We start from the raw sequence: 14727 nt of genomic DNA on the forward strand, positions 1-14727 counted from the left end.
ATCCGTCGAAAACGATCCGTCGAAAGCGACCCGTCGGAGGCGTTGTCAGACCCGTGGTCCACCATGGACGCATGAGCGAACTGACCAGGATTCCCGCCCCCGACGGCGTCGCCGCCGCCGCTCACTACACGCATGTCGTACTGGGCACGGGCCGTCTCGTGGCCGTATCCGGTCAGCTCCCCCTGGACGAGGACCGCCGCCTGGTCGGCGAGGGCGATCCGGCGGCCCAGGCCCGTCAGGTCTTCGAGAATCTGCGGCGCTGTCTGGCTGCCGCCGGGGCGACCTTCGACGACGTCGTCAAGCTCACCTACTTCGTCACCGACATGGCGCACATGCCGGCGATCCGCGCGGCCCGCGTCGCGCACATACCCGACGACCGGCTGCCGGCCGCCTCGGCCGTGCAGGTCGCCGCGCTGGTCCGGCCGGAGTTCCTGATGGAGATCGAGGCGTTCGCGGTGATCGGCGCGTGACGGCGCTCAGGGTGCGCGAGATGACCCTCGCCGACTGCGACCGCGTCTCGGAGATCCGCGTCCGCGGCTGGCAGAGCGCCTACCGGGGTCTGATGCCGCAGTCCCACCTCGACGCGCTCAGCGTGTCCGAGGACGCCGAGCGGCGCCGGGGCTGGTTCGCACGCGGCGACGGCAGCGTGGTGAACCTGGTCGCGGAGAGCCACGGCGAGGTGGTGGGCTGGGCCGCTCACGGCGCCTACCGGGACGGCGAAGTGCGCACCGCCGACGCCGAGTTGTACGCGATATACGTCGACCCGGCCCGTCTCGGCGGCGGCATCGGACAGGCCCTGCTCGCCGAGTCGGTCCGGCAGAGCACGGCGGCCGGTCGCCGCCGCATGTACCTGTGGGTGGTCGCGGGCAACACGGCGGCCCGCCGTTTCTACGAGCGCGCGGGCTTCCACGCGGACGGCGCGGAGGAGCCCTTCGAGGTGGACGGGACGAAGGTGCCGGAGGTGCGGTACACCAGGCGCCTCGCTCCCTGACGGCCCCGACGCCACTCGACGCCGGCTCACCGCTGCCGGGGAATCCGCGCCAGCGCCCGCACCGCCGCCTCGGCGAGGACCGGGTGGGCGAGGGCGTCGTTCAGCACGGGCCGGGCCCGGCCGTCGCCGAGGCTGCCGAGGCCGTCCACGCACGCGAGGGCGACCCGCCGGTAGGGGTCGTGCGGGCGCAGCCGCCGCCGCAGGGTCGTGATCAGCGCGGGGACCGCCTCGGGCGCGCGCAGCTCCACCAGGAGCCGGACGGGGTGCAGGGCGTAGGCGACGCGCAGTTCGTTGGTGGCCAGGGCGGCCGCCGCCCGCGCGGTCCTGGGATCGTCGAGGCGGGCCAGGGCGTGGGCGGCGGAGGCGCAGCGGGGCGGGTCGCGGTGGTTGAGGAACAGGACGAGGGCCTCGAAGGCGCGCCGGTCCCCCGCCAGCCCGAGGCGGAACGCGGCCAGTTCCCTGGCCCACAGGGGCTGCCCGGCGGCGGTGAGCACCTCGGCGAGCGCGTCCTGGTCCGTGGTGGCCACCAGTTCCTCGAAGTCGGCGCATCCTCCCGATTCCTGCCGTAAGCGCTCCGTGAGCGATCGCAACTCCTCGTCCATGAAGGCGAGCCTAGAACGGTGGTGGCGGCGCCGGGACCTACATCACAAACCCGAGGGCTGGCGCGCTCGTTACCCACCGGTTAAGCTCATACGAGCGAGTTACCCACTCGCACCCCCGTTCGTGACGGCCTGGTGACGCAGCCGCCGCGACGGAGTCGGTTCGGTATCCCAGGTACCGCTTGTACGACCCGGCCACGGGACAGGGCCGGTCGGTTCCCACCGTTCCTCGGACGTGTGCACGTCCGCAGCGACGGCCCCGGGCGTGTGCGCTCGCAGCCCGGCACCACCCGCACCGAGCACTCCTCTTCACGCACCCCCGGTGCGCCCGGCCGCCCTTCGGGGCCCTCGGGCGCACCCGGGGCCGCTTCCAGTCGTCACCCTCATTCCTGGAGTCCCGCGATGGCCGCTCCCCTGTCCCCCGCCCCTTCCTCCGCCCTCCGGACGATCGCCGTGGTCGGTCTCGGCACCATGGGCACCGGCATCACCGAGGTCCTCGCCAAGGCCGGCCGCGAGGTGATCGGCATCGACATCAGCGAGGCCCAGGCCGCGCGGTCGCTCGCCGCCCTGGAGGCCTCCACCGCCCGCGCCGTGGAGCGCGGCCGGCTCACCGAGCGGGAGCGCGCCGACGCCCTCGCCCGGGTCCGCACCTCCGCCGACCTCGCAGCGGCGGCCGACGCCGACCTGGTCATCGAGGTGGCGCCGGAGTCGTACGAGATCAAGCAGCAGATCTTCCGGGAGCTGGACCGGATCGTGCGGCCCGGGACGATCCTGGCGACCGGCACCAACGCGCTGTCCGTCACCCGGCTCGCCGCCGACTCGGCGCACCCCGAGCGGGTGCTGGGCCTGCACTTCTTCAACCCGGCGCCGGCGATGAAGCTGGTCGAGGTCGTCTCCTCGGTTCTGACCGCCCCGGCCGCCGTCGCCGCGGTCACCGACCTCGCCCTCGAACTGGGCAAGGAGCCGGTCGCGGTCGGCGACCGCCCCGGTTTCGTCGCGGACGGGCTGCTGTTCGGCTACCTCAACCAGGCCGCCGCGATGTACGAGGCGAAGTACGCCTCCCGCGAGGACATCGACGCCGCGATGCGGCTCGGCTGCGGCCTGCCGATGGGCCCGCTCGCGCTGCTCGACCTGATCGGCGTCGACACCGCCCGGACGGTCCTGGAGGCCATGTACGCCGAGTCCCAGGACCGGCTCCACGCCCCCGCCCCGATCCTCAAGCAGCTCGGCGAGGCGGGCCTGACCGGCCGCAAGGCGGGCCGCGGCTTCTACACCTACGACGCCCCCGGCGGCGCGACGGTCGTGCCGGACGCCCTGACGCCCGCGACCGGCGCCTCCGGGACCCCCGGCCGTCCGGTGCGCGGCGTCGGCGTGGCCGGCTCGGGCACGATGGCCTCCGGCATCGCCGAGGTGTTCGCCAAGGCGGGCTACGACGTCGTCCTGGCCGCCCGCAGCGAGGAGAAGGCGCGGACCGCCAAGGCGCGGATCGGCACGTCCCTCGCGCGGTCCGTCGACAAGGGCCGGCTCACCGCCGAAGCCGCCGCGCAGACCCTGGAGCGGATCACCCCGGCCGGCTCCTACGACGCCTTCGCCGACGTCGATCTGGCCGTCGAGGCGGTCGCCGAGGACCTGGACGTGAAGCGGCAGTTGTTCGCGGCGCTGGACAAGGTGTGCAAGCCGGGCGCGGTGCTGGCCACGACCACCTCCTCGCTGCCCGTCGTCGCGCTGGCCCGCGCCACCTCGCGTCCGCAGGACGTGATCGGCATGCACTTCTTCAACCCGGCGCCCGCGATGAAGCTCGTCGAGGTCGTGCGCACGGTGCTGACGGCCGACGACGTCCACGCGACGGTCCACGAGGTCTGCGGCAGGATCAGGAAGCATGCGGTGGACTGCGGGGACCGTGCGGGCTTCATCGTGAACGCCCTGCTGTTCCCGTACCTCAACAACGCGATCAAGATGGTGCAGGAGCACTACGCCTCCCTCGACGACATCGACGCGGCGATGAAGCTGGGCGGCGGCTATCCGATGGGCCCTTTCGAGCTGTTGGACGTCGTCGGACTGGACGTCTCGCTCGCGATCGAGAAGGTCCTGCACCGCGAGTTCCGCGACCCGGGGCTGGCCCCGGCGCCGCTCCTGGAGCACCTGGTGGCCGCGGGCTGCCTCGGCCGCAAGACGGGCCGGGGCTTCCGCGAACATGCCCGCCGCTGACGGCGTCGGCGACCGGTCGAGGGCCGGTGAGGACTGGGGCGGACTGCTCGCGGCGGCGGCCCCTTCCCCGCCCGCGTGGGGCGGGGAAGGGGCCGGACACGCGCACCGAGCTGCGCACATGCAGTACGTTCAGGGCATGCCCCAGCCCGCCAAGTCCTCACGTACACCAGCCACGCCCGACGCGCCGGAGAGTGCCGCGGGCTCCCGCGCGGCGGCCCAGCGTCTCAAGATGCGCCGCGAACTGGCGGCCGCGGCGATGGAGCTGTTCGCGACCAAGGGGTACGAGGCCACCACCGTCGACGAGATCGCGGCCGCGGCCGGGGTCGCCCGCCGGACCTTCTTCCGCCACTTCCGTTCCAAGGAGGAGGCGATCTTCCCCGATCACGACGACACCCTGATCCGGGCGGAGGCGGTGCTGAACGCGGCGCCCGCGCACGAGCACCCGCTCGACACGGTGTGCCGCGGCATCAAGGAAGTCATGCAGATGTACGCGGCGCGGCCGGAGATCTCGGTCGCCCGCTACAAGCTCACCCGCGAGGTGCCGACCCTGCGTGAGGCGGAGATCGCGTCGGTGGCCCGCTACGAGCGGCTCTTCACCCGCTATCTGCTCGGCCACTTCGACGAGCACGCGCACGACGACGACGCCAACGACGATCCGCTGCTGGCCGAGGTCGCCGCCTCCGCCGTGGTCACCGCCCACAACCACGTGCTGCGGCGCTGGCTGCGGGCCGGCGGCCAGGGCGATGTCGAGGCCCAGCTCGACCACGCCTTCGGGATCGTGCGCAAGACGTTCGGGGACGGCATCGGCGCCGGGCGCAGCATGGCCGCGGAGCGTCCGGCTCCCGCCGCGGTCTCCACGCACGGTGAGGTCCTGGTGACGGTCGCCCGCACCGACGCCCCGCTGCACGAGGTCATGCGCACCATCGAGCAGGCGCTCAAGGAGCGCTGAACCGCCCCTTCGACCGCCAGGACACTGTGACGACGGCCACCCGACCGGGTGGCGTTTTGGCATGTCAGAGCCCCTTTTCACGCGGATTTCAGGGCCCGTTCGATCGATCATCGCTCATTTGTTACGTAAAGATTTCATCTGAGGGGAATTTCTGGCACTCAGTGCCTTGCGGGGTGACACGGGGTGTCATACGTTGAAGGAGTCCGGGCGGCCGGCGTGCAGAGACCATTCGTACGCCGGCTGTCCCCGCAAGCCCATGGCTGGCGCGCCCGGACGCCTGCGTCACAGGCAACCTCCCGCGCCACAAAGCGCTGCCGCACACCACACCCGCCGAACCGACGGCACAGCCCCATCCACCCTCAGCAGCACCGACGTAACCCTCAGCGCCCCTCCCTCAGGGCGCTCACCGCCGGAGGCAATACCGTGACCGTGAAGGACATCCTGGACGCGATCCAGTCGCCGGACTCGACCCCGGACGACTTCGCCGCTCTGCCGCTCCCCGAGTCGTACCGCGCGATCACCGTGCACAAGGATGAGACGGAGATGTTCGCCGGGCTCGCCACCCGTGACAAGGACCCCCGCAAGTCCATCCACCTGGACGACGTGCCGGTGCCGGAACTCGGCCCGGGCGAGGCCCTGGTGGCCGTGATGGCCTCCTCGGTCAACTACAACTCCGTGTGGACCTCGATCTTCGAGCCGGTGTCGACGTTCAGCTTCCTGGAGCGCTACGGCAGGCTCAGCGAACTCAGCAAGCGCCACGACCTGCCGTACCACATCATCGGCTCCGACCTCGCGGGCGTCGTGCTGCGCACCGGTCCCGGCGTGAACTCCTGGAAGCCCGGTGACGAGGTCGTCGCGCACTGTCTGTCGGTCGAGCTGGAGTCCTCCGACGGCCACAACGACACGATGCTCGACCCCGAGCAGCGCATCTGGGGCTTCGAGACCAACTTCGGCGGCCTCGCCGAGATCGCGCTGGTCAAGTCCAACCAGCTGATGCCCAAGCCGGACCACCTCAGCTGGGAGGAGGCGGCCGCTCCGGGCCTGGTCAACTCCACCGCCTACCGGCAGCTGGTCTCGCGCAACGGCGCCGGCATGAAGCAGGGCGACAACGTCCTGATCTGGGGCGCCAGCGGCGGACTCGGCTCCTACGCGACGCAGTTCGCGCTGGCCGGCGGCGCCAACCCCATCTGTGTCGTCTCCAGCGAGCAGAAGGCGGACATCTGCCGGTCCATGGGCGCCGAGGCGATCATCGACCGCACCGCCGAGGACTACAAGTTCTGGAAGGACGAGCACACCCAGGACCCCAAGGAGTGGAAGCGTTTCGGCAAGCGCATCCGCGAACTGACCGGCGGCGAGGACATCGACATCGTCTTCGAGCACCCCGGCCGCGAGACCTTCGGCGCGAGCGTCTACGTCACCCGTAAGGGCGGCACCGTCACCACCTGCGCCTCCACCTCGGGCTACATGCACGAGTACGACAACCGCTACCTGTGGATGTCCCTGAAGCGGATCATCGGCTCGCACTTCGCCAACTACCGCGAGGCCTGGGAGGCCAACCGGCTCGTCGCGAAGGGCAAGATCCACCCGACGCTGTCGAAGGTCTACGCCCTGGAGGAGACCGGCCAGGCCGCCTACGACGTGCACCGCAACCTCCACCAGGGCAAGGTCGGCGTGCTCTGCCTGGCCCCCGAGGAGGGGCTGGGCGTGCGCGACGAGGCCAAGCGCGCGCAGCACGTCGACGCCATCAACCGCTTCCGGAACATCTGAGGTCATAGATGACAGAGCGTCAGTCCTCCGGTGCCCGGAGGGAAAAGGACCGGCCGTGGTTGATGCGGACCTACGCCGGCCACTCCACGGCCGAGGCGTCCAACGAGCTGTACCGGCGCAACCTCGCCAAGGGCCAGACCGGCCTGTCGGTGGCGTTCGACCTGCCGACGCAGACCGGCTACGACTCCGACCACGTCCTCGCCCGCGGCGAGGTCGGCAGGGTCGGCGTGCCGATCGCGCACCTCGGTGACATGCGCCGGCTGTTCCAGGACATCCCCCTGGAGCAGATGAACACCTCGATGACGATCAATGCCACGGCCATGTGGCTGCTGGCGCTCTACCAGGTCGTCGCCGAGGAGCAGGGTGCGGACATCACCCTGCTCCAGGGCACGACCCAGAACGACATCGTCAAGGAGTACCTGTCCCGCGGCACCCATGTGTTCCCGCCCGGGCCGAGCCTGCGCCTGACGACCGACATGATCGCGTACACGGTCTCCCACATGCCGAAGTGGAACCCGATCAACATCTGCAGCTACCACCTGCAGGAGGCGGGCGCCACCCCGGTCCAGGAGATCGCGTACGCGATGTCGACGGCGATCGCCGTGCTGGACGCCGTCCGCGACAGCGGCCAGGTCCCGCAGGAACGCATGGGCGACGTCGTCGGCCGGATCTCCTTCTTCGTGAACGCGGGCGTCCGCTTCGTCGAGGAGATGTGCAAGATGCGCGCCTTCGGCCGCATCTGGGACCGCGTCACCCGCGAGCGCTACGGCATCGAGAACCCCAAGCACCGCCGCTTCCGCTACGGCGTCCAGGTCAACTCCCTCGGACTGACCGAGGCGCAGCCGGAGAACAACGTCCAGCGGATCGTGCTGGAGATGCTGGCCGTGACCCTCTCCAAGGACGCACGCGCGCGTGCCGTGCAGCTGCCGGCCTGGAACGAGGCGCTGGGCCTGCCCCGCCCCTGGGACCAGCAGTGGTCGTTGCGCATGCAGCAGGTGCTGGCCTACGAGAGCGACCTGCTGGAGTACGAGGACATCTTCGAGGGCTCGAAGGTGATCGAGGCCAAGGTGGGCGAACTGGTCGAGGAGTCGTTCACCGAGATCGAGCGGATCGAGGAGATGGGCGGCGCGATGGCCGCCGTCGAGTCCGGCTACCTCAAGTCGCAGCTGGTGTCCTCGCACGCCGAGCGCAGGGGCCGGATCGAGTCGGGTCAGGAGAAGATCGTCGGCGTCAACGTCTTCGAGACGACCGAGCCCAACCCGCTGACCGCCGATCTCGACACGGCGATCCAGACGGTCGACCCGGCCGTCGAGGCCCGGGTGATCGCCTCCCTCCAGCACTGGCGCGACACCCGCTACCAGCCGCCCTTCAACCATCCGCGCCCCTGCAAGTCGCTGGAGAGGCTGAAGGAGGCCGCCAAGGGCACCGGCAACCTCATGGAGGCCACCCTGGAGTGCGCCCGCGCCGGTGCCACGACCGGCGAGTGGGCCGGGGCCCTGCGTGAGGTGTTCGGCGAGTTCCGTGCCCCTACGGGCGTCTCGTCGGCGCCGGTGGCGGTCCCCGCCGAGGAGGGCTCGGCCATGTCCGAGGTGCGTCGCAAGGTCGACCTGACCGCACGGGACCTGGGCGTCGGCAAGCTGCGCTTCCTGGTCGGCAAGCCCGGCCTGGACGGGCATTCCAACGGCGCCGAGCAGATCGCCGTCCGCGCGCGTGACGCCGGCTTCGAGGTGGTCTACCAGGGCATCCGGCTGACGCCCGAGCAGATCGTGGACGCGGCCGTCGCCGAGGACGTGCACGCGGTCGGCCTGTCGATCCTGTCCGGATCGCACGCCCAACTGGTGCCGGACGTCCTCGAACGGCTGCGTGTGGCCGGTGCCACAGACATTCCGGTGATCGCCGGTGGCATCATCCCAGGCGGTGACGCCGAACAACTGCGGGCCGCGGGAGTGGCAGCCGTGTTCACCCCGAAGGACTTCGACATCACCGGAATCATCGGCCGCATCGTCGACGAGATCCGCAAAGCGAACAAGCTCGACCCCCTGGAGGTCCCCGCATGACCGCCCACCCGGCTTCCACCGCCGCCCTTCCGACGAGCGGCTCCGGCGCACAGCCTGTCAACCGTCTGCGTCCCCGTCGCTCGTGTCTCGCGGTCCCGGGCAGCAACCCCCGCTTCCTGGAGAAGGCGCAGGGCCTCCCGGCCGACCAGGTCTTCCTCGACCTGGAGGACGCGTGCGCCCCGCTCGCCAAGCCCGAGGCGCGGCACACCATCGTCAAGTTCCTCAACGAGGGTGACTGGACGGGCAAGACGAGGGTCGTGCGCGTGAACGACTGGACGACCGAGTGGACGTACCGCGATGTCGTCACGGTCGTCGAGGGTGCGGGTCCGAACCTCGACTGCATCATGCTGCCGAAGGTGCAGAACGCCCAGCAGGTCGTCGCCCTCGACCTGCTGCTGACGCAGATCGAGAAGACGATGGGCTTCGAGGTCGGCCGGATCGGCATCGAGGCGCAGATCGAGAACGCCCAGGGCCTCAACAACGTCAACGAGATCGCCCAGGCCTCCCCGCGGATCGAGACGATCATCTTCGGCCCGGCCGACTTCATGGCGTCGATCAACATGAAGTCGCTGGTCGTGGGCGAGCAGCCGCCCGGCTACCCGGCGGACGCCTACCACTACATCCTGATGAAGATCCTGATGGCCGCCCGCGCCAACGACCTCCAGGCGATCGACGGCCCCTACCTCCAGATCCGCAACGTCGACGGCTACCGGGCGGTCGCCCAGCGCGCCGCCGCGCTCGGCTTCGACGGCAAGTGGGTGCTGCACCCGGGCCAGGTCGAGGCCTCCAACGAGATCTTCTCGCCGTCCCAGGAGGACTACGACCACGCCGAGCTGATCCTGGACGCGTACGACTACTACACGTCCGAGGCGGGCGGCAAGAAGGGCTCCGCGATGCTCGGCGACGAGATGATCGACGAGGCCAGCCGCAAGATGGCCCTGGTCATCTCGGGCAAGGGCCGCGCCGCCGGTATGCGGCGCACCACCGAGTTCGAGATCCCGGAGGCCTGAGCGCGATGCAGTTCGGACGCACGTACGAGGAGTTCGAGGTCGGCGCGGTCTACAAGCACTGGCCCGGGAAGACGGTCACGGAGTACGACGACCACCTCTTCTGTCTCCTCACCATGAACCACCACCCGCTCCACATGGACAGCAACTACGCGGAGCACACGACCGACTTCGGCAAGAACGTCGTCGTCGGCAACTACGTCTACTCCCTGCTGCTCGGCATGTCCGTGCCCGACGTCTCCGGCAAGGCGATCGCCAACCTGGAGATCGAGTCGCTGAAGCACGTGGCGCCGACCTTCCACGGTGACACGATCTACGGCGAGACGACCGTGCTCGACAAGTGGCCGTCCAAGTCGAAGAACGACCGGGGCATCGTCCACGTCGAGACCAAGGGCTACAAGCAGGACGGCACGCTCGTGTGCGTGTTCCGCCGCAAGGTGATGGTGCCGACCGAGACGTACATCAAGGAGCGCGGCGGCGAGCAGCCCGGCCGCCCGGAGCTGAAGTCGCAGGAGAAGTAGATGAGCCGCCTCGCCCAGACCGCCGGTCTGACCGACGTCCAGCGGGAGATCCTCGCCACGGTCCGCGACTTCGTGGACAAGGAGATCCTCCCGGTCGCCACCGAACTGGAGCACCGCGACGAGTACCCGCAGGCGATCGTCGACGGCCTCAAGGAGCTGGGCCTGTTCGGCCTGATGATCCCCGAGGAGTACGGGGGCCTGGGCGAGTCGCTCCTGACGTACGCCCTGTGCGTCGAGGAGATCGCCCGCGGCTGGATGTCCGTCTCCGGCATCATCAACACGCACTTCATCGTGGCGTACATGCTCAAGCAGCACGGCACGCAGGAGCAGAAGGACCACTTCCTGCCGCGGATGGCGGCCGGCGACATCCGGGGCGCGTTCTCGATGTCGGAGCCGGGACTGGGCTCGGACGTCTCGGCGATCACCTCGAAGGCGGTGAGGGACGGCGAGGAGTACGTCCTGAACGGCCAGAAGATGTGGCTGACGAACGGCGGTACGTCCTCCCTGGTGGCCGTTCTCGTACGAAGTGACGAAGGACACCCGGAGGGGACCGCGCCCCACAAGTCGATGACGACCTTCCTGGTGGAGAAGGAGCCCGGCTTCGGCGAGGTCCGCCCCGGCCTCACCATCCCGGGCAAGATCGACAAGATGGGCTACAAGGGCGTCGACACCACCGAGCTGATCATGGACGGCCTGCGCGTTCCCGCGGACCGCGTGCTCGGCGGCGTCACCGGCCGCGGTTTTTACCAAATGATGGACGGCGTGGAGGTCGGCCGCGTCAACGTCGCCGCGCGCGGCTGCGGCGTCGCCCAGCGTGCCTTCGAGCTGGGCGTGAGCTACGCCCAGCAGCGTCACACCTTCGGCAAGCCGATCGCCCAGCACCAGGCGATCCAGTTCAAGCTGGCCGAGATGGCTACCAAGGTCGAGGCCGCCCATGCCATGATGGTGAATGCCGCACGCAAAAAGGACTCCGGGGAACGAAACGACCTTGAGGCCGGGATGGCGAAGTACCTCGCCTCCGAGTACTGCAAGGAGGTCGTGGAGGACGCCTTCCGGATCCACGGCGGGTACGGCTTCTCCAAGGAGTACGAGATCGAGCGCCTCTACCGCGAGGCCCCGATGCTGCTCATCGGTGAAGGAACCGCCGAGATCCAGAAGATGATCATCGGCCGCAGGCTGCTCGAAGAGTATCGATTCCAGGGCTAGATGTCTGGTTGGGGGTGTTTTCTTCGAGAAGAAGATCACACCCCGTCAACCAGCTCGCGCCGTCGACTCGGCTGTCCGGCTTACCCAGTTGCGGCCCCGAACCGCTACGATCGCGAGAAAGCCGCCGTCCCCCGTCGAAGCGCGGCATCATTCGCTACGAAGGTCATCCATGCCCCACAGCCAAACCTCTGCACCTCGCGACAGCCTGGCCGGCGTACGCCTTGCGCGCGGAGCATCGCCGTGGCTCCTCCCGACCGTCGCCACAGCCGCCGTCAGCCTGGTCCGCGCCCGCCGCTCGGGCGTCGCCAAGGCCGTCGCCGTGCCCGCCACCGCTCTCGCGGCGGGCATGCTGTGGTTCTTCCGCGACCCCGAGCGAGAGATCGCGTCCGGCAGGGTCATCTCGCCCGCCGACGGTGTGGTGCAGAGCATCATGCCGTGGAAGGACGGACGGACCCGCGTCGCGATCTTCATGAGCCCGCTCAACGTCCACGTCAACCGCGCCCCACTGGCCGGCACCGTGACGTCGGTCGAGCACATCCCGGGCGGATTCGTGCCGGCCTTCAACAAGGAGAGCGAGAACAACGAGCGCGTCGTCTGGCACTTCGACACCGAACTCGGTGACATCGAGATGATCCAGATCGCCGGCGCCGTCGCCCGCCGCATCGTCCCCTACATCCCCGAGGGCACGAAGGTCGAGCAGGGCGAGCGGATCGGCCTGATCCGCTTCGGTTCACGTGTCGACATCTACCTCCCCGAGGGCGTGGACGTCGCGGTCGAGGTGGGGCAGAAGACTGTGGCAGGGGTGACTCGCATTGACCGTGATTGACCCAGAGCCCCAGACTGGCTGGGTGCCCGAGGCAGACGAGGTGGACGAAGAGGAGGAGATGCCTCTCTCGCTCCGCCTGTCGATAGCGGACACCCTCACCCTCGGCAACGCCACGTGCGGCTTCATGGCGGTGTACTTCACCACCACCGGCATCCTCATCCCGCACCTCACCGACAGCCAGGAATCCGGCATGGCGCGCAACAGCGCGGCCACGGCGGTCATCCTGATGCTGTGCGCGGCGGTCTTCGACCTGTTCGACGGCCTGGTCGCACGCAAGCTGCGCTCGTCGCCGATGGGCGCGGAGCTGGACAACCTCTCCGACCTGATCAGCTTCGGGCTGGCACCGGCGTACTTCGTCCTCGTCTACGGCATGGTGGCGGACGACGCCTACCAGCGAGTAGCCGCGGTCGGTGCGATCGTCGTCCTGCTGGCGGTGGTGCTGAGACTCGCGCGCTTCTCCTGTGTGACACCGACGAACGGCATGTTCCAGGGCATGCCGTCACCGTTCGGCGCGCTGACGGTCGTCTCGATCGTGCTGCTGGAGCTGCCCTTCGTGGCGACGCTCCTCGCCATCCTGGGCACCGCCTGGCTGATGGTGAGCCGGGTCGAGTACCCGAAGCCGCGGGGCCGTCTGGCCGGCGCGATGCTCGTTTGGATCGTGCTGTCGATGGGCCTGCTGACCGCATGGGCCTTCGACGCCCCCGGCGGCCAGCTGCTCCTGCAGACGGGCTGCGCGCTCCAGCTGGTCATGGGCGCGGTCATCCCGCTGTTCGCCACGGCCCGCCGGGTGAACACCTTCCGCGACAACCGGCGCGAGGCGCGGGCGGCGCAGCTGCCGTAGTCCTCCCACCACCGACGTGTGGCCCGAGCCTTCGAGGCTCGGGCCACACCCGTTTCCGGACGGTCGGGGCGGTTCGGGTCGGGTCCGGGCGGGTCCGGTCGGGTCGGGTCCGATCGGGGCACATCATCTGCCCGCGTCAGATCAGGCAGGTCGGGCCAGGCAAGGTCAGGTCAGGTCAGATCGGATGAGGTCAGATGAGGTCAGGTCAGGAAGTCGCGGCCGATCCGCTCCGCGACCCGCTCCAGGATCGGGCCGGCCTCGGCGATGCACTTGGCGATGTCCGGCTCGGCGTCCGTCAGCGGATAGGCCCGCCTGATCCCGGCCCGGCCCAGGGCCTCCGGCGGCAGCGCGAGACGGCCGCACACCGCGACGACCTCCTTGCCGCCGCGCGCGCGGCCGTGGCGACTCCCGCGGGCGCCTTGCCGTGCAGGGTCTGCTCGTCGAGGGAACCCTCACCGGTGATCACCAGCTCGGCCCGCTCCAGCGCCTGCGCGAACCCCAGCACGTCCAGCATGACCTCGATGCCGGGGCGGAACCGGGCGCCGAGCAGCAGAGCGCCGTACCCGATGCCACCCGCGGCACCCGCACCGGGCGCTGCGGCGTACTCGGCGGCCCGCGGGCGACCGAGGTCTCCAGCACCTCGGCGAAGTGCGCGAGCGCCGCGTCCAGCGCCGTCACGTCGTCCGGGGAGGCACCCTTCTGTGGGCCGTAGACCGCCGGGGCGCCCTTCGGACCGGTCAGCGGGTTGTCGACGTCACTGGCCAGGACGAGTTCGACGGAGGTGAGACGGGGGTCCAGGCCGGAGAGGTCCGCGCTCGCCAGGTCGGCGAGACCGCCGCCGCCCGGTGCGACGGGCTCGCCGTCCGCGTCCAGGAACCGGGCACCCAGCGCTGACAGCATGCCCGCGCCGCCGTCCGTGGTGGCACTTCCGCCGACCCCGAACACGATCGTCCGTACGTCCGCGTCCAGCGCCGCCCGCAGCAGCTCCCCGGAGCCGTACGTGGAGGCCGTCAGCGGGGCGAACACACCGGCCGCAGTCGTTGCAGTCCGCTCGCCTCGGCCATCTCCACGACGGCGGTGTCGCCGCGCAGCGCGAAGGCGGCGGTGACCTCCTGCCCCAGGGGACCGGCGACCCGTACCTCCCGGCGCTCGAATCCGGCCGCGACCGCCGCGGCGACCGTGCCGTCGCCGCCGTCGGCGACCGGCAGGGCCTCGACCTCGACCTCCGGCAGGGCCCGGCGCAGTCCGGCCGTCACCCGCTCGGCGACCTCCACGGCCGTCAGCGAGCCCTTGAACTTGTCCGCGGCCACGAGCACCCTGCGAGTGCCCTGCGCTCCAGCGTCCGCCACTTGCATCCCCTTGCTCTCCGGGCCCACGCACATCGGGGCCAGTCGCGCCGCTGCGACCTTAACCGCAGGACGCCCCCGCCGTCATGCCCAGTCCGCGCCGTGAACAGCGACGAAGGGGCTGCCTACGGCCTTGAGCGCGACGGGAGCGGGGGCGGGCGCGGCAGGGCGGCTGGGCGCGGCACGGACGGGCTGAGCGCGGCGCAGACGGCTGGGCGCTGGCACGGGCAGCTGGGCGCGGCACGGACGGGCGGCGCGCGGCCCGGACAGATGGGCGCTGGCAGGGGCAGCTGGGGTGCGGCCGACTGTCCCCGCCCGGCCGTCGACCACATGGCTCCGCGCGGCACAGGCGGCGGGGTGCTGTCGCGGGCGGCTCCGCGCGGCACAGGTGGCTCCGCGCAGCACAGGT

The 14727-nt window shown here is 70.4% G+C and carries 12 protein-coding genes and 2 pseudogenes; 12 read left to right on the forward strand and 2 right to left on the reverse strand.

The window, feature by feature from the left end; genetic code table 11:
• Positions 1-71 precede the first annotated feature (71 nt).
• Both BM536_RS25255 and BM536_RS25260 read left to right on the forward strand, forming a co-directional pair.
• The gene (locus tag BM536_RS25255; protein WP_073496192.1) at positions 72-470 is read left to right on the forward strand and encodes a RidA family protein; all 399 of its coding nucleotides are present in this window, start codon (positions 72-74) and stop codon (positions 468-470) included.
• Positions 471-490: 20 nt separating this feature from the next.
• Positions 491-991 carry a GNAT family N-acetyltransferase gene (locus BM536_RS25260; protein ID WP_094103637.1) on the forward strand — a complete coding sequence of 167 codons (501 nt, stop codon included), beginning with the start codon at positions 491-493 and terminating at the stop codon, positions 989-991.
• 26 nt (positions 992-1017) lie between these two features.
• On the opposite strand, the gene BM536_RS25265 is transcribed toward BM536_RS25260, so the two are convergent.
• Positions 1018-1593 carry an adenylosuccinate lyase gene (locus tag BM536_RS25265; protein WP_094103548.1) on the reverse strand — a complete coding sequence of 192 codons (576 nt, stop codon included), beginning with the start codon at positions 1591-1593 and terminating at the stop codon, positions 1018-1020.
• 399 nt (positions 1594-1992) lie between these two features.
• On the opposite strand from BM536_RS25265, the gene BM536_RS25270 reads away from it, so the two are divergent.
• From BM536_RS25270 to pssA, 9 genes are all read left to right on the forward strand, one after another.
• Positions 1993-3798 carry a 3-hydroxyacyl-CoA dehydrogenase family protein gene (locus tag BM536_RS25270; protein ID WP_094103549.1) on the forward strand — a complete coding sequence of 602 codons (1806 nt, stop codon included), beginning with the start codon at positions 1993-1995 and terminating at the stop codon, positions 3796-3798.
• A 136-nt stretch (positions 3799-3934) separates the two neighbouring features.
• On the forward strand, positions 3935-4747 hold the full coding sequence (locus tag BM536_RS25275) for a TetR family transcriptional regulator (RefSeq protein ID WP_245873768.1): 813 nt from the start codon (positions 3935-3937) through the stop codon (positions 4745-4747).
• Between the two features lie 423 nt (positions 4748-5170).
• Positions 5171-6514, forward strand: coding sequence for a crotonyl-CoA carboxylase/reductase (ccrA, locus tag BM536_RS25280; protein WP_073496196.1), 1344 nt, complete (start codon positions 5171-5173; stop codon positions 6512-6514).
• An 8-nt stretch (positions 6515-6522) separates the two neighbouring features.
• Complete coding sequence (locus tag BM536_RS25285; RefSeq protein ID WP_073496198.1) at positions 6523-8571, forward strand: protein meaA; 2049 nt, start codon at positions 6523-6525, stop codon at positions 8569-8571.
• A complete protein-coding gene (locus BM536_RS25290; RefSeq protein WP_073496200.1) occupies positions 8568-9581 on the forward strand; it encodes an HpcH/HpaI aldolase/citrate lyase family protein in 1014 nt (337 codons plus the stop codon). Before BM536_RS25285 ends, BM536_RS25290 begins: the two co-directional genes overlap by 4 nt.
• A 5-nt stretch (positions 9582-9586) precedes the next feature.
• The gene (locus BM536_RS25295; protein ID WP_073496202.1) at positions 9587-10099 is read left to right on the forward strand and encodes a MaoC family dehydratase; all 513 of its coding nucleotides are present in this window, start codon (positions 9587-9589) and stop codon (positions 10097-10099) included.
• Entirely contained in the window at positions 10100-11305 is a 1206-nt protein-coding gene (locus tag BM536_RS25300; protein WP_073496204.1) for an acyl-CoA dehydrogenase family protein, read from the forward strand.
• Positions 11306-11474: 169 nt separating this feature from the next.
• Positions 11475-12131: a phosphatidylserine decarboxylase gene (locus BM536_RS25305; protein WP_073496205.1), complete on the forward strand. Its 657-nt coding sequence runs from the start codon at positions 11475-11477 to the stop codon at positions 12129-12131.
• A gap of 22 nt (positions 12132-12153) precedes the next feature.
• Positions 12154-12972 carry a CDP-diacylglycerol--serine O-phosphatidyltransferase gene (gene pssA, locus BM536_RS25310; protein ID WP_073496207.1) on the forward strand — a complete coding sequence of 273 codons (819 nt, stop codon included), beginning with the start codon at positions 12154-12156 and terminating at the stop codon, positions 12970-12972.
• A gap of 200 nt (positions 12973-13172) precedes the next feature.
• On the opposite strand, the pseudogene BM536_RS25315 reads toward pssA, so the two are convergent.
• Positions 13173-14327 (reverse strand): annotated as a pseudogene (locus BM536_RS25315) (glycerate kinase).
• Between the two features lie 93 nt (positions 14328-14420).
• Between BM536_RS25315 and BM536_RS41865 the strand changes: the two are divergent.
• A pseudogene (locus BM536_RS41865) lies at positions 14421-14727 on the forward strand (hypothetical protein); the annotation flags it as partial.

This window comes from Streptomyces phaeoluteigriseus (assembly GCF_001896135.2).
In the GTDB taxonomy this organism is placed as follows: Bacteria; Actinomycetota; Actinomycetes; order Streptomycetales; family Streptomycetaceae; genus Streptomyces; species Streptomyces phaeoluteigriseus.